General features: G+C 68.5%; 22 protein-coding genes and 1 tRNA gene. 11 read left to right on the forward strand and 12 right to left on the reverse strand.

The genetic code is table 11. The features are described from left to right. Window positions 1-10: 10 nt before the first annotated feature. Window positions 11-1,318: a DUF4032 domain-containing protein gene (locus FBY39_RS09335; protein ID WP_141932046.1), complete on the reverse strand. Its 1,308-nt coding sequence runs from the start codon at window positions 1,316-1,318 to the stop codon at window positions 11-13. A 68-nt stretch (window positions 1,319-1,386) separates the two neighbouring features. After that, window positions 1,387-2,490, reverse strand: coding sequence for an ABC transporter ATP-binding protein (locus FBY39_RS09340; protein WP_141932047.1), 1,104 nt, complete (start codon window positions 2,488-2,490; stop codon window positions 1,387-1,389). Window positions 2,491-2,823: 333 nt separating this feature from the next. Here FBY39_RS09340 and FBY39_RS09345 point away from each other — a divergent pair, with 333 nt between their 5' ends. Together FBY39_RS09345 and FBY39_RS09350 are read left to right on the forward strand one after the other, a co-directional pair. Further along, window positions 2,824-3,783, forward strand: a complete 960-nt coding sequence (locus FBY39_RS09345; protein WP_141932048.1) for a thioredoxin domain-containing protein — start codon at window positions 2,824-2,826, stop codon at window positions 3,781-3,783. Window positions 3,784-3,816: 33 nt separating this feature from the next. Then, window positions 3,817-3,889 (forward strand) — tRNA-Thr (locus FBY39_RS09350). A gap of 54 nt (window positions 3,890-3,943) precedes the next feature. On the opposite strand, the gene FBY39_RS09355 is transcribed toward FBY39_RS09350, so the two are convergent. Beyond that, the gene (locus FBY39_RS09355) at window positions 3,944-4,579 is read right to left on the reverse strand and encodes a hypothetical protein (protein WP_141932049.1); all 636 of its coding nucleotides are present in this window, start codon (window positions 4,577-4,579) and stop codon (window positions 3,944-3,946) included. A 469-nt stretch (window positions 4,580-5,048) separates the two neighbouring features. On the opposite strand from FBY39_RS09355, the gene FBY39_RS09360 reads away from it, so the two are divergent. Next, window positions 5,049-6,011, forward strand: coding sequence for a DMT family transporter (locus FBY39_RS09360; protein ID WP_141932050.1), 963 nt, complete (start codon window positions 5,049-5,051; stop codon window positions 6,009-6,011). Between the two features lies 1 nt (window position 6,012). Here FBY39_RS09360 and FBY39_RS09365 read toward each other — a convergent pair whose 3' ends face one another. Then, window positions 6,013-6,570 (reverse strand): nitroreductase family protein, encoded by a 558-nt coding sequence (locus tag FBY39_RS09365; protein WP_141932051.1) that lies wholly within the window; start codon window positions 6,568-6,570, stop codon window positions 6,013-6,015. Then, window positions 6,567-6,974: a peptide-methionine (R)-S-oxide reductase MsrB gene (msrB, locus tag FBY39_RS09370; RefSeq protein ID WP_141932052.1), complete on the reverse strand. Its 408-nt coding sequence runs from the start codon at window positions 6,972-6,974 to the stop codon at window positions 6,567-6,569. Before msrB ends, FBY39_RS09365 begins: the two co-directional genes overlap by 4 nt. Before the next feature lie 91 nt (window positions 6,975-7,065). Here msrB and FBY39_RS09375 point away from each other — a divergent pair, with 91 nt between their 5' ends. The 5 genes from FBY39_RS09375 to groL all read left to right on the forward strand — a co-directional run bounded on the left by FBY39_RS09375 (window position 7,066) and on the right by groL (window position 11,038). Further along, window positions 7,066-8,064 carry a DUF2332 domain-containing protein gene (locus FBY39_RS09375; RefSeq protein ID WP_141932053.1) on the forward strand — a complete coding sequence of 333 codons (999 nt, stop codon included), beginning with the start codon at window positions 7,066-7,068 and terminating at the stop codon, window positions 8,062-8,064. 9 nt (window positions 8,065-8,073) lie between these two features. Beyond that, on the forward strand, window positions 8,074-8,325 hold the full coding sequence (locus tag FBY39_RS09380; RefSeq protein WP_141932054.1) for a DUF3263 domain-containing protein: 252 nt from the start codon (window positions 8,074-8,076) through the stop codon (window positions 8,323-8,325). Between the two features lie 9 nt (window positions 8,326-8,334). Then, window positions 8,335-8,910 (forward strand): LytR C-terminal domain-containing protein, encoded by a 576-nt coding sequence (locus FBY39_RS09385; protein WP_141932055.1) that lies wholly within the window; start codon window positions 8,335-8,337, stop codon window positions 8,908-8,910. Between the two features lie 136 nt (window positions 8,911-9,046). Continuing rightward, complete coding sequence (locus tag FBY39_RS09390; protein WP_141932056.1) at window positions 9,047-9,247, forward strand: cold-shock protein; 201 nt, start codon at window positions 9,047-9,049, stop codon at window positions 9,245-9,247. Window positions 9,248-9,418: 171 nt separating this feature from the next. Beyond that, window positions 9,419-11,038: a chaperonin GroEL gene (gene groL / locus FBY39_RS09395; protein ID WP_141932057.1), complete on the forward strand. Its 1,620-nt coding sequence runs from the start codon at window positions 9,419-9,421 to the stop codon at window positions 11,036-11,038. Window positions 11,039-11,106: 68 nt separating this feature from the next. On the opposite strand, the gene FBY39_RS09400 is transcribed toward groL, so the two are convergent. The 3 genes from FBY39_RS09400 to FBY39_RS09410 form a co-directional block, all read right to left on the reverse strand. Further along, on the reverse strand, window positions 11,107-11,394 hold the full coding sequence (locus FBY39_RS09400; protein ID WP_141932058.1) for a WXG100 family type VII secretion target: 288 nt from the start codon (window positions 11,392-11,394) through the stop codon (window positions 11,107-11,109). A 142-nt stretch (window positions 11,395-11,536) separates the two neighbouring features. After that, window positions 11,537-13,297 carry a cell wall metabolism sensor histidine kinase WalK gene (locus FBY39_RS09405; protein ID WP_141932059.1) on the reverse strand — a complete coding sequence of 587 codons (1,761 nt, stop codon included), beginning with the start codon at window positions 13,295-13,297 and terminating at the stop codon, window positions 11,537-11,539. A 25-nt stretch (window positions 13,298-13,322) separates the two neighbouring features. Further along, window positions 13,323-14,015, reverse strand: a complete 693-nt coding sequence (locus tag FBY39_RS09410) for a response regulator transcription factor (protein ID WP_141932060.1) — start codon at window positions 14,013-14,015, stop codon at window positions 13,323-13,325. 109 nt (window positions 14,016-14,124) lie between these two features. Here FBY39_RS09410 and FBY39_RS09415 point away from each other — a divergent pair, with 109 nt between their 5' ends. Continuing rightward, complete coding sequence (locus FBY39_RS09415; RefSeq protein ID WP_260837534.1) at window positions 14,125-15,126, forward strand: CPBP family intramembrane glutamic endopeptidase; 1,002 nt, start codon at window positions 14,125-14,127, stop codon at window positions 15,124-15,126. A 338-nt stretch (window positions 15,127-15,464) separates the two neighbouring features. On the opposite strand, the gene FBY39_RS09420 is transcribed toward FBY39_RS09415, so the two are convergent. The 3 genes from FBY39_RS09420 to FBY39_RS09430 are packed head-to-tail and all read right to left on the reverse strand — an operon-like array spanning window position 15,465 to window position 19,140. Continuing rightward, window positions 15,465-17,108: a DNA repair helicase XPB gene (locus tag FBY39_RS09420; RefSeq protein WP_141932061.1), complete on the reverse strand. Its 1,644-nt coding sequence runs from the start codon at window positions 17,106-17,108 to the stop codon at window positions 15,465-15,467. Window positions 17,109-17,158: 50 nt separating this feature from the next. Further along, window positions 17,159-18,865: a helicase-associated domain-containing protein gene (locus FBY39_RS09425; RefSeq protein WP_186336940.1), complete on the reverse strand. Its 1,707-nt coding sequence runs from the start codon at window positions 18,863-18,865 to the stop codon at window positions 17,159-17,161. Next, on the reverse strand, window positions 18,865-19,140 hold the full coding sequence (locus FBY39_RS09430) for a multidrug ABC transporter ATPase (protein WP_141932062.1): 276 nt from the start codon (window positions 19,138-19,140) through the stop codon (window positions 18,865-18,867). The genes FBY39_RS09425 and FBY39_RS09430 overlap by 1 nt, the downstream gene beginning before the upstream one ends. 110 nt (window positions 19,141-19,250) lie before the next feature. Between FBY39_RS09430 and FBY39_RS09435 the strand changes: the two genes are divergently transcribed. Together FBY39_RS09435 and FBY39_RS09440 are read left to right on the forward strand one after the other, a co-directional pair. Further along, window positions 19,251-19,634 (forward strand): cold-shock protein, encoded by a 384-nt coding sequence (locus FBY39_RS09435; RefSeq protein WP_141932063.1) that lies wholly within the window; start codon window positions 19,251-19,253, stop codon window positions 19,632-19,634. Then, window positions 19,618-20,565, forward strand: a complete 948-nt coding sequence (locus FBY39_RS09440) for a DUF3027 domain-containing protein (protein ID WP_141932064.1) — start codon at window positions 19,618-19,620, stop codon at window positions 20,563-20,565. The genes FBY39_RS09435 and FBY39_RS09440 overlap by 17 nt, the downstream gene beginning before the upstream one ends. 354 nt (window positions 20,566-20,919) lie before the next feature. On the opposite strand, the gene serC is transcribed toward FBY39_RS09440, so the two are convergent. Continuing rightward, window positions 20,920-22,035 carry a phosphoserine transaminase gene (gene serC / locus FBY39_RS09445; RefSeq protein ID WP_141932065.1) on the reverse strand — a complete coding sequence of 372 codons (1,116 nt, stop codon included), beginning with the start codon at window positions 22,033-22,035 and terminating at the stop codon, window positions 20,920-20,922. Window positions 22,036-22,056: the final 21 nt, after the last annotated feature.

The raw sequence follows: 22,056 nt of genomic DNA on the forward strand, positions 1-22,056 counted from the left end.
GGCTGGCCGGTCAGACGAGATCGCGCCAGTCCACCGCGTCATCCTCGTCTTCGCCGACGGGCACGGGCGACGTGATGACGGGGAGCCCCATCGTCTCGGTGGGCGGACCCATGACGGTCGCTTCGTCGCGACGGTGGCGCAAGACGGTGTCGATGTAGCTCGTGAGCACTTCGGCCAGCGGTGCCGACTTGCCCTTCGCCTGCGACATGTACCACCGGTGCTCGAGCACCTGATGGAACACTTCGGCGGGCTCGAGCTTCGCGCGCAGATCCCACGGGATCGCCTTGACGACCGGTTCGAAGACACGCGTGAGCCATTCGTGCGCCACCATCTCCTCGTCGTCGCCGAGGCGTGAGATGCGCGCGCGGAACTCGTCGAGGTCGTTCAGCAGGCGCCGAGCCTGGTTTTCCTCGACGTCGAGACCCGTCAGTCGGAGGAGGCGTCGCTGGTGGTGGCCGGCATCGACGACCTTGGGCTGGATCGAGACGCGCGTGCCGTCGGCGGCCTGCTCGATCGACATCTCGCCGATGTCGAATCCGAGGTCGTTGAGCTGGCGGACGCGCTCGGTGATGCGCCAGGACTCGGAAGAGCCGAACGTCTCGGCATCCGTCAGTGCGCGCCACAGGGATCGATAGGAGCTCACGATCCCGTCGGCGATCGCGACGGCATCGACGCCGCCCTCGAGGCGTCCACCGGCTTCGAGGTCCATGATCTCTCCGGCGATGTTCGTCCGCGCCACGTCGAGATCGTGTTCGCGCTGACCGCGCGTGAGGCCGGCCTCGTGGAGCTCACCCGTCTCGGCGTCGACGAGGTAGGCGGCGAATGCGCCGGCATCCCGTCGGAAGAGCGTGTTGGACAGCGACACGTCGCCCCAGAAGAAGCCGACGTTGTGCAGCCGCACGAGGAGGGCAGCAAGGGCATCGACGAGCCGAGTCGCCGTGTCGGGCCGCAGTGTCTGGGTGAACAGCGCGCGGTAGGGGAGTGAGAACTTCAAGTGCGCCGTCACGAGAGCTGCCGGGAGCGGCTCGCCCGCGGCATCCGTCCGCTTCGCGATCACCGCGACGCGCTCGACACACGGGGCATCGAGACGCGCGAGGTTGCCGAGCATGTCGTACTCGCGACGCGCCATCGCCTCGGTCGTCTCCTTGATGGCGACGACGCGCCCCGAGAGGCTCGAGAAGCGCACGAGGTGGCGGGAGATCCCTTTCGGAAGCGACACGATGGCGCTCGACGGCCATTCGCCGAGGGGAGTCGACCAGGGGAGCGTCAGCAGCGCGGGGTCGACCGAGCTCGCGGTGATGGTGAGAGCGTCCTGCACGTGTCCTCCTGGAATGCGCGAAGGCGCGGGAGGCTGTGAGCCTGCCCGCGCCTTCGCGATGTCGATCGTCAGGCCGAGACGACCGGCTTGTCGTTGAGGCGCTCGCCCGATTCGATGTCGAAGGCGTGCACGTGGCCCGCCGTCGCAGCGAGGGTGACGGTCTCACCGGCGTTGGGGTGGCTGCGGCCGTCGACGCGCGCGACGATGTCGGAGCGCTTGCCGTCGATGTCGGCGTGTCCGTAGAGGTAGCCGTCGGCGCCGAGTTCCTCGACGAGGTCGACGACGACCTGCAGGCCCTTGCCATCGGCCGGGCCGACGACGATGTCCTCGGGACGCACACCCACCGTGACCTGGCTGCCGTGCGCACGGCCGACCGTGTCGCGGTCGAGCGGCACGACCTCGGAGCCGAAGTACACGCCGCCGTCGGCGAGGTTGCTCGGGAACAGGTTCATCGCGGGCGATCCGATGAAGCCGGCGACGAAGACGTTGTTGGGCTTCTCGTACAGGTCGCGGGGCGTACCCACCTGCTGCAGGAGGCCGTCCTTCAGCACGGCGATCCGGTCACCCATCGTGAGGGCTTCGGTCTGGTCGTGCGTGACGTAGACCGTCGTGACGCCGAGGCGGCGCTGGAGCGACGCAATCTGCGTACGCGTCTGCACGCGGAGCTTCGCGTCGAGGTTCGACAGCGGCTCGTCCATGAGGAAGACCTGGGGCTGACGGACGATCGCGCGACCCATCGCAACGCGCTGACGCTGACCACCCGAGAGTGCCTTCGGCTTGCGGGTCAGGTAGTCCTCGAGGTCGAGGAGCTTCGCCGCTTCGAGCACACGCTGGGCGCGCTCTTCCTTGCCGACGCCGGCGATCTTGAGCGCGAAGCCCATGTTCTCGGCCACGGTCATGTGGGGATAGAGGGCGTAGTTCTGGAAGACCATCGCGATGTCGCGATCCTTCGGGGGAACGTCGGTGACGTCGCGGTCTCCGATGAGGATGCGGCCCGCGTTGACCTCTTCGAGGCCGGCGAGCATGCGCAGCGACGTGGACTTTCCGCAGCCGGACGGGCCGACGAGAACGAGGAACTCGCCGTCGGCGATGTCGAGGTTCAGCTTGTCGACCGCGGGGCGAGTGCCGCCCGGGTAGAGACGCGTCGCGTTGTCGAACGTGACAGTAGCCATTTTCTTCTCCTTCACCGGCAGGTACGTGCCGGACGATCCGTTGTGAATGGAAGCGGCGGGAGATCACCCGCCGTGACCCGCCTTCGGGTCAGGGTCATTATGTCACAGCGCCCCGCGCCCGGGCCGTGCGCCCCCTGGGCGCCCGAGCTGCGGATGCCGGTGAGCACGATGCACAGCGAGAGGCCATGCCCTGTCTGGGCATTTCTCAGCCTCCCTGGCTAGCATCGTGATCGGCCCGAACGCTGAGACGCAACGCTGATCGCGACATCGCATCGCACCGCGCGAGGGTTCGCCATTCCGGTCCCCCGACCGCCACCAGTCCCGAGAGGTTCCATGTCGAGCGACGAGTCTTCGAACGCCCCGAGCGAGCGCCGCGATGCCGTCCGTGAAAAGGCGCAGCAGGTGCAAGCGCGCCAGACGCGGGCGCGTCGCCTCCGGGCCGCCGCGCTCGCCGTTTCCGCCGTCGCCGTCGTCACGATCGCGGCGGTCGTCGTCACCTGGACGGTCTCGTCATCGGCATCCCGCCCTCAGCTCCAGCCCACGAACTCCAACGACGACGGCTTCGTCGTGACCAACGCGATGGGCATCGCCGACTCGACGGCAGCAGTGGCGGCGACCCCCACACCCACCCCGACGGCTGAGGAGCAGGGCGACGAGACCGCCGCGACCCCGTCGGCTGAGCCGACCGAGAAGCCGGTCATCGACATCCGCGTCTACGTCGACTACCTCTCCACGGGGGCACGTGACTTCCAGCTCGCGAACGCCCAGCAGCTGTCGAAGTGGGTCAACGAGGGCGCGGCGACCCTGTCGTACTATCCCGTCGCCATGCTGACGGCGAAGTCCAACGGCACGAAGTACTCGCTCCGCGCCGCGAGCGCGGCCGCGTGCGTCGCAACGCATTCGGGAGAGTCGTTCTTCGCGTTCAACCACGCTCTGCTCCAGCAGCAGCCCGAGATCGACTCCGACGGTCACTCCGACGCTGAGCTCGCCGACATCGCGCAGGCGAGCGGCGCGAAGTCTCCCAAGGTCGTACGCAAGTGCATCGAAGAGGAGTCGTTCGCCAGCTGGGCCAAGGCCGCCACCGAGCGCGCGCTGCAGGGACTCCCCGACACCGACGGCGTGAGCCTCACGGGCGCACCCATGGTGCTCGTCAACGGCGTTCCGTACGTCGGAGCCCTCGACGATCCGAAGGAGTTCGCACAGTTCGTGCTCACCGCCGACAGCGACGCCTACTACCGCTCGACGCAATCGCCGACCCCGACGGCGACGCCCGAGCCCACCGCGACTCCGTAGCACCCGGCGCCGGTCGCTAGACTGGAGCCTCTTGCCGGCTTGGCGCAATTGGTAGCGCACCTAACTTGTAATTAGGGGGTTGCAGGTTCAAGTCCTGTAGCCGGCACAGCGTATTTCTGGCTGGTCTGGCGTGCGATCGCCGCGGTCGCGACGTCGGTGGCTACCAGAAGAACGCAACCGAAGCGACCACGACGTATCCGCCAAGGGCGATCGTGATGCCAGCCCAGACGAGTGCCGGGACCCACTTCCTGGACGCCACGCACCACGCGGTCGTGGACACCAATGCGAAGACGAGTGCCCACCCGATCGCGGCGGTCCACCGCTGGGCTATCGGCTGGACATCGTGGGCACCTGCCATCGCGAAGCCGTACACAACCACCGTGGCGAGGAGCACGAGCCCGACCCACATTGCCCAGGCGAAGACGATGAATGCGCCCCAGGGCTGCCACTCGTCGTCCAGCCGTCGGCCCTTGACTGCACGCTGCACCTGATCGGGGAGTTCTGCCTCGGCAGGGATGAGGCTGAGCCTCCGCGTGGCTGACTCGTCGGTATTGAGAGCCCGCACCATCGACGCATACGCGCGAACCTCAGCGGATCGTGCTCCTTCGTCCAAGCCGATGGCGAAGCGACCCGCCTGATCGAGGTGTCCGAGTTGACGGTACGCATCGACGACATGGCGCCGTGTGGATTGGTCGCCCGGGCTTTCGTTGAGCCGCGCTTTGAGCGCGCCGAGCATCTCTCGACGTGTTGGCGTGTCCAGGGCCTGCCAATCATCGGGCAGCCGCAACGGGATCATCTGATCACATTATGGTCGGACGGCAAACGCTGGCGTGACGATGACGAGCAGGCCCCACAACAGTGCGAGCAGCAGGAGGATGCCGCCGCACGATAGAGCGACGAGGACCCAACGCGGCAATGACGGAGTCGAAGCGCCATTGTTCGCAGCCCTCCTTCTCAGGGAGGCGCCCAGGAGGGTGATCGCCATAGTCGAGATGGCGATGCCAAGACCCACTGCAACATGTGACGGCATCAGGGAAATGTAGGCCCCCGGGTCCGTGCGCCGGGCCGGATGCTCAACGGAGCGCGCGTCGGCGGGGGAAGCGTCACCTACCGAGTCACCCGCCTCTGTCCGCTTGGCGCCGACTTCGGAAACTAGGATGAGTACGTCCACTCGCGAAGCGGGTGGCGAAGCCCGTTCAGGTGAGACCCGCGTGACCCATCAGGAGTCCGAGGGTTGCAGGTTCAAGTCCTGTAGCCGGCACGTGATGGTGGATTCCCGCGATTCCGCGCGGCTGCCGCTCTGGCTCGCCCTTTCCGGGGCGGTGTTCGTGGGCGCGCTGACAGCGATTCAGGCGCGTATCAACGGCCAGTTGGGTGTGCGGCTTGATGACGGCTTCGTCGCGGCCGCCGTCTCGTTCGGGTCGGGGTTCGTCATCCTCATCGTGCTGTCGGCGGCCCTCCCCGTCGGGCGAAGAGGCCTCGCGACGCTCGTGTCAGGACTGCGCGAGCGCTCCATCCCGTGGTGGATGCTCGCGGGAGGCGCCGCCGGTGCATTCACCGTCGCCACGCAGGGCCTGGCCGTCGGGTTCATCGGGGTGTCGCTCTTCACCGTCGGCGTCGTGGCGGGCCAGACCCTCAACGGACTCGTGCTCGATCGCCTCGGTTTCGGACCCGGCGGAGTCGTCGCCGTCACGGTCCCGCGCCTTCTGGGCGGTGCGCTGGCGCTCGCCGCCGTGGGGGTGTCGCTCCTCGGCGACGGCGTGAGCGGCATCCCGCTCTGGATGCTCGTCCTCCCACTCCTCGCCGGAGTCGGGATCGCGTGGCAGCAGGCGACGAACGGGCGCCTCAGGCAGCGGGTCGGCATGCCGCTGACGGCCACGCTCGTGAACTTCACGGGCGGCACAGCCATCCTCGTGACCGCAGCCGTGATCCACGTCGCGATCGTCGGGCCGCCGGCGCCGTTCCCGCTCGAGCCGTGGCTCTACCTCGGGGGCGCCCTCGGGGTCGTCTACATCTTCCTGTCGGCCGCGCTCGTGTCGCGCACCGGTGTGCTGTTGCTCGGCCTCGGCACGGTCGTCGGTCAGCTGGTCATGTCGGTCGTGATCGATGCGGCCTGGCCGGCGCAGGGGAGTCCCGGCATCCTTCAGGAGACCGCGATGGTCGCCGTCGCCCTCGCGTCGGTGGTCGTCGCCGCTGCACCGTGGTCGCGGCTGAGGCGTCGCCGCTGAATCAGCCCTTCGACCGCTTCGGACGCGGCATGGGCGAGACGTGGTGGCGCGCGTCGACCGCTCGGCGACGCTCGGGCCGCGAGCGCGGAGGCTTGCCGCCGACGTAGAGCCAGCCGAGCAGAACTTCGTTCTTCTCGAGCCCGTGCGCCTTCGCGACGGCCTTCGACCGCGTGTACGAGCCGGTGCGCCAGAAGACGCCCCAACCGGCTTCGTCGAGCAGCAGGCTCAGCATGTGTGCGACACCGGATGCCACGGCCTCCTGCTCCCACCGTGGAACCTTGCTGCTCTTCCGGAAGCTCGCGACGACAGCGATGAGCAGCGGAGCACGCAGCGGCTTCGACGACGGCTTCTTGTCGCCCTCGGCCTTGGCGATCGCCTGGGCGAGGCGGACGCGGTCGTCGCCTCGCAGTTCGATGAGCCGCCAGGGTCGCAGTGACGAGTGGTCGGCGACGCGTCCTGCCGCCGCCACCAGGGTCAGCAGTTCCTCGTGCGTCGGAGCGGCGTAGGTGACCTTCGACGACGACTTCCGGGCGAGAACCGCGTCGAGGGCGCTCGTCACGCCTGCTCTTCGGGCGTGAACGACAGCGACAGCGAGTTCATGCAGTAGCGGTCGCCCGTCGGGGTGCCGAATCCGTCGGGGAAGACGTGGCCGAGGTGCGAGCCGCAGTTGGCGCAGCGCACTTCGGTGCGCACCATGCCGTGGCTGTTGTCTTCGATGAGCTCGACCGCCTCGGGGCGCACCGACTCGTAGAAGCTCGGCCATCCGCAGTGGGAGTCGAACTTGGTGCCGCTCTGGAACAGCTCCGATCCGCAGGCTGCGCACGCGTAAAGGCCCGCGCGCTCCTCGTCGAGGAGTTCACCCGTCCAGGCGCGTTCCGTTCCCGCTTCGCGCAGGACCGCGTACTGCTCGGGCGTGAGCTCTTCGCGCCATTCGTCGTCGCTCTTGTTCACGGTGTACGTCATGTGAGCTTCCTCTCGTGCTGCGCATCCATTCAACCGCAGGCTGAGCCCGCGCGGCTCGCCTCGGCGTCGCGTTCGCCGAGAGAATGATGAGATGACCCCGGATGCCGCGACGATCGCCGCCGTGATCGAGCGCTACGCGCGCTTCGCGCGGGAAGAGGCGCCCGGGCGGTCGGAGCTGTATGCCGAGTGGTCGGCGGGGATCGCGGGTGACCCGGATGCCGCCGCCGTGCTCGCCCGCATCCCTGAAACGCGCCGGCAGCCCCCGCTCGTCTTCGCCGTCGCCCGCATGCTGGGCTCGACGGACGTGCCGTACCCGCAGTGGCGGGCGTGGCTCCTCGGCCATGCCGACGAGCTCGTCGCCGAGGCATCCGTCCGCAGCCTGCAGACGAACGAACCGGGACGCTGCGCCGCGCTCCTTCCGGGCCTGAGCCGGTTCTCGGGCCCCCTCGCGCTCTTGGAGCTCGGAGCGAGCGCGGGACTGTGCCTGTATCCCGACCGCTATTCGTACCGGTATCGCGGGGGACCCTCGCTCGACCCGCCGGGTGGGACGTCGACCGTCGTTCTCGAGGCCGACCTCGTCGGGTCGCCGCGATGCGAGCTGCCCGACGTCGTGTGGCGGGCGGGGATCGATCTCGCACCGCTCGACGCGGCCGATCCGGGAGATCGGGACTTTCTCACGGCGCTCGTGTGGCCGGGGGAGACGGGGCGGGCTGAGCGCATCGCCGCCGCCCTCGACATCGTGGCGGCCGATCCTCCGCTGCTCATCACGGGAGACGCGTCCGATCCACAGGTGCTGAGGGATGCCGTGGCTCTCGCGCCCGCTGATGCGACCCTCGTCGTGACGGCGCCCGGAGTGCTGCCGCACATTCCGCGCGAAGGGCGGGAGCGACTCCGTGCGACGCTCGATGCTCTCGGCGTCTCCTGGATGTCGATCGACCCGCCGTGGATGCACGACGCGTGGCATCCGCCGGTCGTCGCGGGCGCTCGCTCGGACTTCGTGCTCTCCATGAACGGTGTGCCCGTCGCAGCCGTCGATCCGCTCGGCGGCTTCGTGGAGTGGCGTGCGAACGAAGGACGCGTCCGGGGTTAGCGTGAAGACGTGCCCCTCGACGACCGCGACCGCGCCATCCTCGACTTCGAGGCCGAGTGGCGTCGGCACGGCGCGGCGAAGGAAGAGGCCATCCGCACCGACCTGTCGCTCGCACCGGCCCGCTACTACCAGCTGCTCGACCGCCTGCTCGAGACGGCGGACGCGCAAGAGTACGATCCGATGCTCGTCAAGCGTCTGCGGCGTCGCCGCGACGCCCACCCTCAGGCGCGCGTGCCGGGACCGCTCGTCCAAGAGCGGTAGCATCGGGGGGTGCCGAGATCGACCTTCCCCCGGGATCGCTTCGACGATATCCCGGCAGAAGTGGGCCGAGTCGGTGCCCACCGGACCGAGAACCCGCGCATGCGCGGCGGTGTCGTGTTCCTCTGGGCCGCCATCGCGACGATCATCCTGGTAGCCGTCGGCATCTTCGGCACGCTGCTCGTCTCGGGTCGCATCGAGCTCTTCCCGACACCCGCACCGACCGTGACGCCGCCTCCCGTCGTCGAGCCCGTCGTCGACACGACCTATGACGTCCTCATCCTCAACGCGACACCTGAGTCGGGCCTCGCAACGCAGACGAAGGATGCAGTCGTCGCGGCAGGGTGGGCGGCAGATCGCGTCCAGGCGGGCGATGCGGGCAGCGACGACTTCCCCACGACGACGGTGTTCTACGTCTCCGCCGAAGACGAAGCGGCCGCACTGGGTCTCGCCGAGGTCATCGGCGGCGCCGAGGTCGAGCAGAGCGATGCGTACCAGCTGAGCGACGACCCGGCGGTGAAGCAGCTCGCGATCGTCATCGGTCTCGACCGGACGGCGAACCCTCCGGCCCCCGAAGAGACGGGCTGAGCCGCTCGAAACAGGCCCCGTGTTTCCGCGGAGTAAACGTTTCGATGCGCGCGTGTCAATAGACGCCCGCGGGGCTCTGAACGGCGCCGTGGCGTGAATAGCATGGCGATGTTCCCCCGCAGCACAGGAGTTTCGCATGACCCAGGGCACCGTCAAGTGGTTCAACGCCGAGAAGGGATTCGGCTTCATCACCGTCTCGGACGGTCAGGACGTCTTCGTCCACTATTCGAACATCGACATGAGCGGCTTCCGCGTCCTCGAGGAGGGGCAGACGGTGGAATTCACCGTCGGTTCCGGCCAGAAGGGCCCGCAGGCCGAGTCGGTCCGCGTCGTCTGAGACGACGTCGACGAAGAGAACGGGATGCCACGTGGCATCCCGTTCTCATTTGTTGCGCCGCCCTGCCACGTGGCTTGCACTCGTATGGGTCGAGTGCCAGAATGGCTGTTAGCACTCGGTATCTCTGAGTGCTAATTCCACAAGCCAACGTCCTGGGAGGACGAAACACACATGGCAAAGATCATCGCTTTCGATGAGGAGGCCCGTCGTGGCCTCGAGCGCGGCCTGAACATCCTGGCCGACGCCGTCAAGGTGACGCTTGGCCCCCGCGGTCGTAACGTCGTGCTCGAGAAGAAGTGGGGCGCTCCCACGATCACGAACGACGGTGTCTCGATCGCCAAGGAGATCGAGCTCGACGACCCGTACGAGAAGATCGGCGCGGAGCTCGTCAAGGAGGTCGCCAAGAAGACCGACGACGTCGCCGGAGACGGAACGACGACGGCTACCGTCCTCGCTCAGGCGCTCGTCCGCGAGGGCCTCCGCAACGTCGCCGCCGGCGCCGACCCGATCTCGCTCAAGCGCGGCATCGAGAAGGCCGTCAAGGCGCTCACCGAGCAGCTGCTCGCCGACGCCAAGGAGGTCGAGACCAAGGAAGAGATCGCCGCGACGGCATCCATTTCCGCGGGCGACACCGAGATCGGCGAGCTCATCGCCGAGGCGATCGACAAGGTCGGCAAGGAAGGCGTCGTCACCGTCGAGGAGTCGCAGACGTTCGGCACCGAGCTCGAGCTCACCGAGGGTATGCGTTTCGACAAGGGCTTCATCAACCCCTACTTCGTGACCGACCCCGACCGTCAGGAAGCCGTCTTCGAGGACCCCTACATCCTCATCGCGAACCAGAAGATCTCGAACATCAAGGATCTTCTCCCCGTCGTCGACAAGGTGATCCAGGACGGCAAGGAGCTCGTGATCATCGCCGAGGACGTCGAGGGCGAGGCGCTTGCGACTCTCGTGCTCAACAAGATCCGCGGCATCTTCAAGTCGGTCGCCGTCAAGGCTCCCGGCTTCGGCGACCGTCGCAAGGCGCAGCTGCAGGACATCGCGATCCTCACGGGTGGCCAGGTCATCACCGAAGAGGTCGGCCTCAAGCTCGAGAACGCGACGCTCGACCTGCTCGGTCGCGCTCGCAAGGTCATCGTCACGAAGGACGAGACCACGATCGTCGAGGGTGCCGGCGAGGCAGACCAGATCGAGGGTCGTGTCACGCAGATCCGTCGTGAGATCGACAACACCGACAGCGACTACGACCGCGAGAAGCTCCAGGAGCGCCTCGCGAAGCTCGCCGGTGGCGTCGCCGTCATCAAGGCCGGTGCTGCGACCGAGGTCGAGCTCAAGGAGCGCAAGCACCGCATCGAGGACGCCGTCCGCAACGCGAAGGCAGCCGTCGAAGAGGGCATCGTCGCCGGTGGTGGCGTTGCGCTCATCCAGGCCGGCACGAAGGTCTTCGCGACCCTCGAGCTGACCGGTGACGAGGCGACCGGTGCGAACATCGTCAAGGTCGCCATCGAGGCTCCGCTCAAGCAGATCGCCCTCAACGCCGGTCTCGAGCCGGGCGTCGTCGCGAACAAGGTCTCCGAGCTCCCCTCGGGCCAGGGCCTCAACGCCGCGACCGGTGAGTACGTCGACATGCTCGCTGCCGGCATCAACGACCCGGTGAAGGTCACGCGCTCGGCGCTGCAGAACGCAGCGTCCATCGCGGGTCTCTTCCTCACCACCGAGGTCGTCGTCGCCGACAAGCCCGAGAAGGCTCCGGCTCCCGCCGGTGACCCGACGGGCGGCATGGATTTCTGATCCACACCTGCACGAAGGGGTCCCTCCTCACGGAGGGGCCCCTTCGTCGTTGTGCGAGGACTAGCCGCTCAGCGGAAGAGGCCCATCGTCGCCTGTTCGGCGTCGGCGTACTGGCGTCCGGCGGTGCCGAGCGCGGTGCTGATTCCGGCGAGCGAGTCCTCGACTGTGCGCTGGGTCGCGCGCCACTGCTCGACCGTCGACTGGAAGGCGATGGCGGCGGCGCCCGTCCATGACCCCTGCAGCTGAGTGAGCTGGGCCATGAGCGCGGACGTCTCTGCCTGGAGGCGCTCGATCGTGCCCCGCACGACGGTGGTGGATGAGAGAACGGCATCGCTGTCGACGGAGAAGACGGCCACGGGTGCTCCTTGTGGGTGAGGGGCGACCGGATGCCGCCGCGCTGACGGCAACGCTAGGTGTCGCAGCGAACGGCTCGCGGCATCCGTCATCACTGTGTGGAGAACGAGCGTGACGGGTCCAGCTGGGGAGGAAATGTCGCGATCAGGCGTCGGGGTCGTCGACGAGGCTCCGGGGAAGTCGCGGCAGAGGCTGCGTCTCGATCAGGGCATGCTCCGCCGCGCTGCGGTCGCGGGCGAGCGGGAAGGACACCCGGAAGGTCGCGCCGCCGCCGGGGGTGTCGACGACCGTCACCGACCCGTGCAGCGCCTCGACGATCGACGCGACGATCGACAGACCGAGGCCCGTGCCACCTGTCTCGCGCGCACGCGAGGTGTCGGCCCGCCAGAAGCGCTGGAAGATCTTGTCCTTGATCTGATCGGGCACGCCGTCGCCGTGGTCCACGATCTCGATCCACCCCGTCGAGGCCACCGGGTCGATGCCGAGACGCAGTTCTATGGGGGAGTCGTCGCTCGTGAAGCGACGGGCATTGCCGAGAAGGTTCGTCACCACCTGCCGAATGCGGTTCTCGTCGCCGAGCACGATCGGTGCGGACAGCGTCGCGATGTCGTCGTCGACGGGGTTGAAGATCTGCACCTCCGGCTCGGCGGGCTCGCCCGCACCCGCCGCCGCGCTCGCTGGAACGGAGCGCGGCTTGCGGCGCAGGAGGGAGAGCGCGACGCCTGTGCGGGGGCTCGACCGTTTTCGGGGCGGCTCGTCTACCGGCTCATCAGCAGGGCGAGCCGGTTCGACGGGTGTCGCCGCGGTGAGGTCGATGACCGTCACGACGCGCCTCGGCGAGGTCGCGCGGACGTCGAGGGCGGCATCCCGAGCAATCGGCCGGAGATCCACCGGGGCTGTCACGACGTCGCGGCGCTCGTCGAGACGAGCGAGGGCCAGGAGGTCTTCGACGAGACCGCCCATCCGCTTCGCTTCGCTCTCGATGCGGTCCATCGCCTGGCGGACGTCCTCATCGCCGCGGATGGCACCCATGCGGTACAGCTCGGCGTATCCGCGGACGGTCACGAGAGGGGTTCTGAGCTCGTGGCTCGCGTCGCCGATGAACCGGCGCATCTGACGCACCGTGGCGTCGCGCTGCGACAGCGCCGTGTCGACGCGGCCGAGCATCGCGTTGATGGCGGTCTTGAGGCGGCCGACCTCCGTCGTGGTGGGTTCGATGGCGGTCATCCGGAGACTGAAGTCTCCGCCCGCGATCGACATCGCCGTGGTCTCGACCTGTCCGAGACTCCGGAACGTCAGAGTCACGAGCAGACGTGTGAGGAAGGCGCTCACGAAGATGATGAGGAGCGCGACGATCGAGTAGATGCCCGCTGCCGCGGCGACGACGGCGTTGGTGGGCGCCAGAGGCAGGGCCACCATCTGGGTGAAGAACTCGGGTACCTGCAGCGGGTAGATGGCGACGCTCGCGTGGAAGATCCCGGCGCCGTCCTCGCTCGGGAGCGAGAACGTCGAGAACTGCTCCCGTGTCGTGTCCTCCGGGGTGAACTTCTCGGGGAACTCTGGCGCCTGCCCGCGGTCGCCGCCCGCGGTCGCCTGAAGTTCTCCGTTGGAGTCGTAGATCGCCACGAAGTACTGGGTGTCGGGAGCATCCGCTTTCGGGCTGAAGCGCACTCCCTCGCCCTCGACGTACACGATGTCCATGAGCCCACTGGCAAGGTCGGTGGGCGCGAGCGCGATGAGCTGCTCGTCGGTGTTGCTGATGAGGGCATTGCGCAGGAAGGCGAGGGTGCCGATACCGGCCGCGAGCAGGCCGACCGTCAGCAGAGCGACGGTGACGCCCGTCACTTTGGCGCGCAGGCTCGTGCCGCGCCACCATCGGGTGACCGCATCGGTCTTGTGCGCCATGCGGCCCCTTCTGATCAGCCGCCGACTAAGCGGACTTGCCGGCCTTCAACATGTAGCCGAAGCCGCGCTTGGTCTGAATGAGCGGTTCCGACGAGTGGGGATCGATCTTACGTCGAAGGTAGGAGATGTAGCTCTCGACGATTCCCGCGTCGCCGTTGAAGTCGTACTCCCACACGTGGTCGAGGATCTGCGCCTTCGACAGGACGCGGTTCGGGTTGAGCATGAGGTAGCGCAGCAGCTTGAACTCGGTGGGGCTCAGATCGATCGACACGTCGCCGACGAGCACATCGTGGGTGTCCTGGTCCATCGTGAGTTCGCCCGCGCGGATGATCGACTCCTCGTCGGCCTGCATCGTGCGGCGGAGGATCGCCTGGATGCGGGCGACGATCTCGTCGAGCGAGAACGGCTTTGTGACGTAGTCGTCGCCACCGGCGTTGAGGCCGGCGATCTTGTCCTCGGTCTCGTCTTTCGCGGTGAGGAAGAGGATCGGCGCGGTGTAGCCGGCGCCGCGAAGACGCTTGGTGACACTGAAGCCGTTCATGTCGGGGAGCATGACGTCGAGGATGATGAGATCGGGCTCTTCCTCGAGGACGGCCGAGATCGTCTGGGCCCCGTTCGACACGGCTTTCACTTGGAACCCCGCGAACCGAAGGCTCGTGATCAGCAGGTCGCGGATGTTCGGCTCGTCGTCCACGACGAGGATGCGCGGTGCGGTCATAGGGCCATACTGGCACTGCACACCATGTGGTTGCTGGATATCGTGCGGATCGGCGCGCTGACGATGACGCTCGCGGCGGTTCTCAGGTGGGTTCGGGAATGATGGACGGATGACCTCTCCGGATGCCATGCCCGCCATGCCCGCCCCACCCGCAGCCCGTCCTGAGGCCGTGACGTCGCCGCGCGACGCCTACGAGGGAGGCCTCGCCTTCCATCGGCTCGTGTTCGCGCGTCACCGCCACGCATGGTGGACACCGCTTCTCGTAGGTGTCCTCGGGTCCGCGCTGTACGCGGCGATGCTGCTCGTCGCAGTGCTCGCCTTCGCTTTCGTGTCGCTCGTGGATCCGGTGCTCGCAGCGGGCCTGCTTCCGGCATCCGACACGGTGAACTTCGATCTGACGAATCCGCTGATGCTCGTCGTGCTGCTGGGGTCGATCGCGCTCATGCTCCCCGCGTACGTGCTCGCGTCGCTCATCGTGAACGGGCGACGGGTGGGGCTCATCTCGTCGGCGCGCGGAAGGTTGCGGTGGCGGTGGATGCTGCTGTGCACGGGAGCCGCCGTCGTGGTTGCGGCCGTCCTCACCGGTGTGTCGTTCCTCCTCCCCGCCGAAGAGGTCGTGGGCGGGACCGTCGTCGCTCCGGCGGACAATCCGTATCTGTGGGCGAGCTTCATCGCGATTCTGCTCGTCGTGCCGTTCCAGGCGGCGGCTGAGGAGTACGTGTTCCGCGGATACCTCATGCAAGCGATCGGGCGGTGGCTGCGGCATCCTGCCTTCGCGATTCTGCTGCCGGTGCCGCTGTTCGTGCTCGGACACCTCTACGACCCGCTCGGGCAGGTGAGCGTCGGGGTGTTCGCCGTGGCGGCGGGCTGGCTGACGTGGCGCACGGGCGGCCTCGAGGCGGCGATCGCGCTGCACGTCGTCAACAACCTGCTGGCGTTCATGCTCGGACTCGCGGGCGTCAGCGACGTCAACGCGACCTCGCCCGGCGTCGACAGCTTCATCTGGTCGACGGTGGTCGTCGCGGCCTACGTCGGTGTCGTCGAGGTGCTGTACCGCCGCTCCCACCTGCCCCGCACCCTGACCTTCACCACCCCGGCCCTCGCCGTATAGCCCGGCTCCGCGGCCCCCGGCTCCGCGGCGCCCGGCGCCCGGCTCCCGGGCTCTGGGCCCCTGCCCTAGCGCCGAGAAGACCCAACCTGCGCGGTTTTGGCCACCGATTGAGCAGTTCGGGTCTTCTCGGTTCTAGGGGGCGGATGCCGCAGGGTCGGGCCGCGCGGAAGGGACTGCGGCCGTGTTCGCTCGTGACCCGGGTGCCACGGGTGTCGAGAAGACTCGAACTGCGCGGATTTCGCCGCCGAGGCGACGGTTTGGGTCTTCTCGGCACCCGCGGGCCGGATGCTACGGAGCCAGGCCCCTGCGGAAGCGAGACGGGGCCGGCCTCGGCGCCGCTAGGCGGCAGCGACCCCGTCGGCGTCGAGGATCGTGTAGGCGTAGCCCTGCTCGGCGAGGAAGCGCTGGCGGTTCTGCGCGAAGTCCTGGTCGACGGTGTCGCGCGCGATCAGGGTGTAGAAGCTCGCCGTGTTGCCCGACTCCTTCGGACGCAGCAGGCGACCGAGTCGCTGCGCCTCCTCCTGGCGCGAACCGAACGATCCGGAGACCTGGATGGCAACGGATGCCTCGGGCAGATCGATCGAGAAATTGGCGACCTTCGACACGATCAGTAGCGAGATCTCGCCCACGCGGAACGCCTGATACAGCTCCTCGCGCTCGTCGACCGGCGTCTGTCCCGTGATCTTCGGCGCATCGAGCGCCTCGGCGAGCACGTCGATCTGGTCGAGGTACTGCCCGATGACGAGGATCCGCTCGCCCTTGTGCCGTTCGACGAGGTTCCGCACGACGTCGATCTTCGCCGGCGCCGTCGCCGCGAGCCGGTAGCGCTCGTCGTCGGCGGCCGCGGCGTACTCGAGCCGCTCGCCGGCGGGAAGGTCGACCCGGACTTCGTAACAGACCGCGGGGGAGATGAAGCCCTGAGCCTCGATCTCCTTCCAGGGCGCGTCGAAGCGCTTGGGTCCGATGAGGCTGAAGACGTCGCCCTCGCGTCCGTCCTCGCGCACGAGCGTCGCAGTGAGGCCGAGCCGGCGGCGGGCCTGCAGGTCGGCCGTCAGCTTGAACACAGGCGCGGGCAGAAGGTGGACCTCGTCGTACACGATGAGGCCCCAGTCGAGCGCGTCGAGTAGCGCGAGGTGCGCGTACTCGCCCTTCCGCTTGGCGGTCAGGATCTGGTACGTCGCGATCGTGACGGGCTTGACCTCTTTGACCTGACCCGAGTACTCGCCGATCTCCTCGGCGGTGAGCGACGTGCGCTTGAGCAACTCGTCGCGCCACTGCCGCGCACTGACGGTGTTGGTGACGAGGATGAGCGTCGTCGTCTTGGTGTCGGCCATGGCTGCGGCGCCGACGAGCGTCTTGCCGGCGCCACACGGCAGCACGACGACGCCTGAGCCACCTTCGCTGAAGATGTCGACCGCCTGCCGCTGGTAGGGGCGGAGCGTCCATCCGGCTTCGTCGAGATCGATCGGATGCGGCGTCCCCGGCGTGTAGCCGGCGAGATCCTCCGCGGGCCAGCCGATCTTCAAAAGCTCCTGCTTGATCTGACCGCGTGCCCACGCGTCGACGAGGAACGCGTCGTCGGAGGGTCGACCGACGAGGAGCGGCTGGATCCGCTTGTTCTTGGAGACTTCGGCGAGCACCGCGGCATCCGTCGAGCGGAGGACGAGCTCGCCCTCGTCGTTGCGCTCGATCACGAGTCGCCCGTAGCGGTTGACCGTTTCGCGGATGTCGATCGAGACCGACGGCGGCACGGGGAAGCGCGACCAGCGCTCGAGCGTCGCCAGCATGTCCTCGGCGTCGTGTCCCGCGGCGCGCGCATTCCACAGTCCCAGACGCGTCACGCGGTAGGTGTGGATGTGCTCGGGCGCCCGCTCGAGCTCGGCGAAGATCGCGAGCTCGTGGCGCGCGTTCTCGGCATCGGGATGCGCGACTTCGAGCAGCACCGTGCGGTCGCTCTGAACGATGAGGGGTCCGTCAGCCATAACGTGCCAGTCTACCGGCCACCGTGATGTGTGGACGCGTGTCGCCGCGGTCAGACGGGCTTGACGCTCACGATGCTCGACAGCGGAAGAGTGCGCTCGATGTCGGCAGCGCGGTCGCGGCCGCGCAGGCGCCCGCCTCCCAGACCGGATGCCTCGAGAGTGAACGTGCGCTCCTCGCCGTTGGGCAGCCGCACGACCGCGATGATCGTCGAGCGGGAACGCACGGCCTGGTCGAGCTCGCGCTCGAGCCACGCGGCATCCCCATCCGAGCCGTGGCTCGCTCTGAGCACGGCGATCAGGTGGGCGTAGTGCTCGGCGGCGCTCGACGGGGGAGCAGCGACCGGTGGGGGGATGCGGCGGCGGAGCGGCTCCGGCTCGCCGGTCTCGTCGAGCGCGGAGACGGGATACCGTGCGTCGGCGAGCGCCCAGTAGACGGCGTCGCGGGCGACCCGGGAGCTGAGGCCGTCGTCGTCTCGGACGAACCCGAGGGCGCGGAGCCCCTGGTCCACCGCGATGGCGTCGATCATGCCCGGGTCGGGGCTCGTGACGAGGGTGCGCGCCTGTCCCGGCGTCGTGCCGACGCGGACGAGGCCGTGTCGCGCCGCGGTCGACTCGATGAGGTAGTCGAGCGGCTGGGGGATGCCGGTGAGCGAAAGCGACGTCAAGAACGCGCGGATCGACTCGGCGGACTCTCCGTCGGCGAGGCCCGCACCGATGGACTCGGCCGTGAAGCGGTAGGTGGAGGCCTGGGCTCGCGACTCGCGGTGGGCGATGCGGCGCAGGCGAAGATCGAGCGCCGGACGCAGCGGCCCGGGGGCGATCGCCGTCAGGTCGGCCTGCAGGTAGACCTGGTCGATCTCCTGCGGAAGCTGTGCGGCAAACGCCTCGGTCTCGAGCGCACCACCCGCACGGAGGGCGACGGTCCACGACGGCTCGCCGCCACGATCGTCGAGAAGACCCCAGTCGACGGCGACGCGATGCATGCGGGAGACGCGCAGCGGCCACTCGGAGTCGAGCGGATACGCGCCCGTCCACAGGAGGGGCGCGACGATGCCGCCGTTCTCGGTGCGAAGGCCCGGAGGCAGCGCGTCGATGAACCCCGTCACGACGATGCGCCAGCGCGCGACGGTCGATTCGCGGAGCCAGCGCTCACCGGCATCCGTCACGATCCATTCGCGCTCGACAGCCGCCGCGAGCCCCGCCGCGGCTGCTGCTTCGACGAGGTCGTCGAGGTGCTCAGCGGATGTCACGATCCCGGCCTCTGCGAGACGCTTGCGGTCGGCGGCGCTGACGGTTCCCGCTCCGGTGCGTGTCAGAGGCGTGTGGGTGCTCGAGAGGAGCACGTCGGCGAGCGCACCGGCCGTCGCGAACGCGCGCTCGGCGGCTGCGGCATCCGAGGCGGAGGCTGCCGTCGACACGTCCGACTCGTCCGCGCGGAAAGCATCGGGTCGGGATGCCGACAGGGCCTGGACCCGGTCGGCGACGACACCGTAGAGGGCACCTGTCTCGTCCTGCAGCGCGAGATCGCTCGGGAGGGGGGCCGTGGCATCCGGTTCGGAGAGGACGGCGAGGAGCGACCGGGGGAGGTGGGTCAGCGCGCGATCGACCGAGACGGGATCGAGGAGGGCTGCCGCGGCATCGAAGAAGTCGTTCCAGTGGGCGGTGGGTGACACTCCGCGCGCGGCGAGCGTGGCAGCCAGCGCGTCGTCGTCACGGAGCGACAACCATGTCGCCAGTGCCCGTTCGTCAGAGGCCATCAGGCTCCGCGATTTGCGCGCGCCCTGCGAACGAAGCTGGAGATGAGGATGAACAGGATCATCGCGAAGGCGATGATGGGGCCGGCCCAGACGATGATCGTGACCACGGGCCACAGCCCTGTCGAGAAGTCCGCCTGTTCGAGCCCCGACCCCGTCCCGATCATGATCGAGAAGAAGCAGGCGATCGAAAGGACGAGCAGCCCGAGGGACATGAACGCCAGGATGCGATCGATACGGCGGACGGGAACGTCGTCGCCAGGGGTGTGCGTGCTCATCCTGATCAGCCTACTCCCGCGCCGCCGGTGGCGTAGGCTGGTGCGGTGGGCCCGGAAGGCCCTCTTCCGTCATGCCGTGAAAGCGGCAGTGTTACTCAGCGAGGTTTTCCATGCCCACCGGCAAGGTCAGGTTCTACGACGAGGAAAAGGGTTTCGGCTTCATCGCGTCGGACGACGGCCAGGACGTCTTCCTGCACGCGACGGCGCTGCCGGCCGGCACCGCCGCTCCGAAGCCCGGTGCGCGACTGGAGTTCGGCATCGCCGACGGCAAGCGCGGTCCTCAGGCGCTCTCGGTGCGCATGCTCGAAGCTCCCGTGAGCCTCGCCAAGCGCGCACGCAAGCCCGCTGACGACATGGCGATCATCGTCGAAGACCTCGTCAAGCTCCTCGACGGCATCGGCGGCGATCTGCGTCGCGGTCGCTACCCGAGCGGTGCCCACGCCAACAAGGTGGCCGCCGTGCTGCGCAAGGTCGCCGATGAACTCGACGCCTGACGCCCCTCAGGGTGACACCGACGCCGAGAGCGTCGAGTCACCCGTGACGGATGCCGAGACAGGCGAGGCCGCTGAGGCCGAAACGACCGAGCCCGAAACGGCCGAGCCCGAATCCGGCGCGGCCGAGCAGGACGTGACGGCAGAGCCCGAGTCGGGCACGCCGGACGTGACGTCGGACCCCGAGCCGGAGGTCACGCCGGAGCCCGAGAGCACGCCGGAGCCCGAGCTGATCGAGCCGGACCCGTCGCTGTTCGAAGCGCGCGACCTTGCACTCGCCGCGCTGCACGAGATCACGCCCGAAGCGACCGTCGGTCCGCCGGCGGGCTATCGGGTCGAGGCCGGCGGCGTCGTTTCCCTCCGTTTCGAGAACCGCCTCTCCGGGTACCCGGGATGGTTCTGGACGGTCAGCCTCGCTCGCGTCGAGGACTCGGAGCCGACGGTCCTCGAAGTCGAGCTCCTTCCCGGCGACGGTGCGCTCGTCGCGCCGGACTGGGTGCCGTGGGCCGTCCGGCTCGCCGACTATCACGCGGCGCAGGCTGCTCTCGCGGCCGTCGCCGACGAAGAGGACTCCGACCTCGACGATGATCTCGACGACGTCGATGATCTGGATGCCGCCGACTTCGACGACGACGGTTCGTCGATCCTCCACGCGGGCGACGTCGACGGCGTCGACATCGACGAGCTGTCCGAATCGGACGAGGAGGACTTCGACGACGACGAGGATGACTCCGACGAGGACGACTCGGACGAGGACGACTCGGACGAGGACGACTCGGACGCGGACGACGATGACTCGGACGACTCGGACGAGGACGACGACTCCGACGAGGAAGACTCGGACGACGACGATGAGTCGGACGAAGACGACTCCGACGAGGACGACGACCCCGACGAGGACGACGACTCCGACGAGGACGACGACCGCGACTGACGACGGTCCTCGACCGTCGCCAGCTGCGCGCGGGAGAGGAGCGGCGCCGGTGGGGCACGGAATCCCGGGCTGGCGGGGAGGGTCGCGCTCTGTACGGCGGTTTGGGGCGGCATCCGTCGTGCGGGGCGCGGATCGTGCGCCCCGGGCTGAGGGAGTGCGCCCCGGGGGTGCATAGCGCGCCCCGCTCGCGGCGAGCTGCGCGGGGGTGGAGCGGCGAGCCGGTGGGGTCGCCCTTTGTACGGCGGTTTGGGGCGGCATCCGTCGTGCGGGGCGCGGATCGTGCGCCCCGGGCTGAGGGAGTGCGCCCCGGGGGTGCTTAGCGCGCCCCGCTAGCGGCGAGCCGAGTGATCGGCGTCAGCCGAGTCGCTCCACGGTGTAGTCGATGCACTGGATGAGCTTGCGCACGTCGTCGGGCTCGATCGAGACGAACGTCGCGACGCGCAGCTGGTTGCGTCCGAGCTTGCGGTAGGGCTCCGTGTCGACGATCCCGTTCAGTCGGAGGCTCTTCGCCACAGCGGCGGCATCCACCGTGTCGTCGAAGTCGATCGTCGCGACGACGGGGGAGCGGTCGGCGGGGTCGGCGACGAACGGCGTCGCGAACGAGGTCGCCTCAGCCCACGCGTAAAGGGCGTCCGAAGACTCGTGGGTGCGCGCGTCGGCCCACTGGAGTCCGCCGTTGTCGCGGATCCACCCGAGCTGGTCGTCGAGCAGCAGGAGCGTCGCGAGCGCGGGGGTGTTGAGGGTCTGGTTGAGGCGCGAGTTGTCGAGCGCGTTCTTGAGGCTCAGGAACTCGGGGATGTATCGACCGGATGCCGCGATCCGCTCGATCCGCTCGATCGCCGCCGGTGAGACGAGCGCGAACCACAGACCGCCGTCGGACCCGAGGTTCTTCTGCGGCGCGAAGTAGTAGACGTCGGCCTCGTGCACCGAGAAGTCGATGCCGCCCGCGGCGCTCGTCGCGTCGATGACCGTGAGCGCGCCGTCGTCGCCGTGCACGCGCTCGATCGTCGAGCTCACACCCGTGGAGGTCTCGTTGTGCGGCCACGCGTAGACGTCGACGCCTTCGACGGCCTCGGCGAGGAGCCGGGTTCCCGGCTCGGCCTTGCGCACATCGGGCGCGTCGAGCCACGGGGTCTTCGCGGCAGCGGCGAACTTGCCGCCGAACTCACCGAAGACGAGGTTCTGCGAGCGGCGCTCGATGAGGCCGAACGCGGCGGCATCCCAGAAAGCGGTCGATCCACCGTTGCCGAGGATCACTTCGTACCCCGCCGGGAGGCGGAAGATCTCGCGCAGAAGAGCGCGGACGCTCCCGACGAGGTCTTTCACGGGTGCCTGGCGGTGCGACGTGCCGAGGATGGCCGCGCCGGGGCCCATGAGGGCCTCGAGCTGCGCGGGGCGGATCTTCGACGGGCCGCATCCGAATCGACCGTCGACGGGCAGGATCTCGCGGGGGAGCACGACGTGGGACATGATCCGATTCTAGAGAGGCGC

The organism is Microbacterium sp. SLBN-146 (genome assembly GCF_006715145.1).
GTDB lineage: Bacteria > Actinomycetota > Actinomycetes > Actinomycetales > Microbacteriaceae > Microbacterium.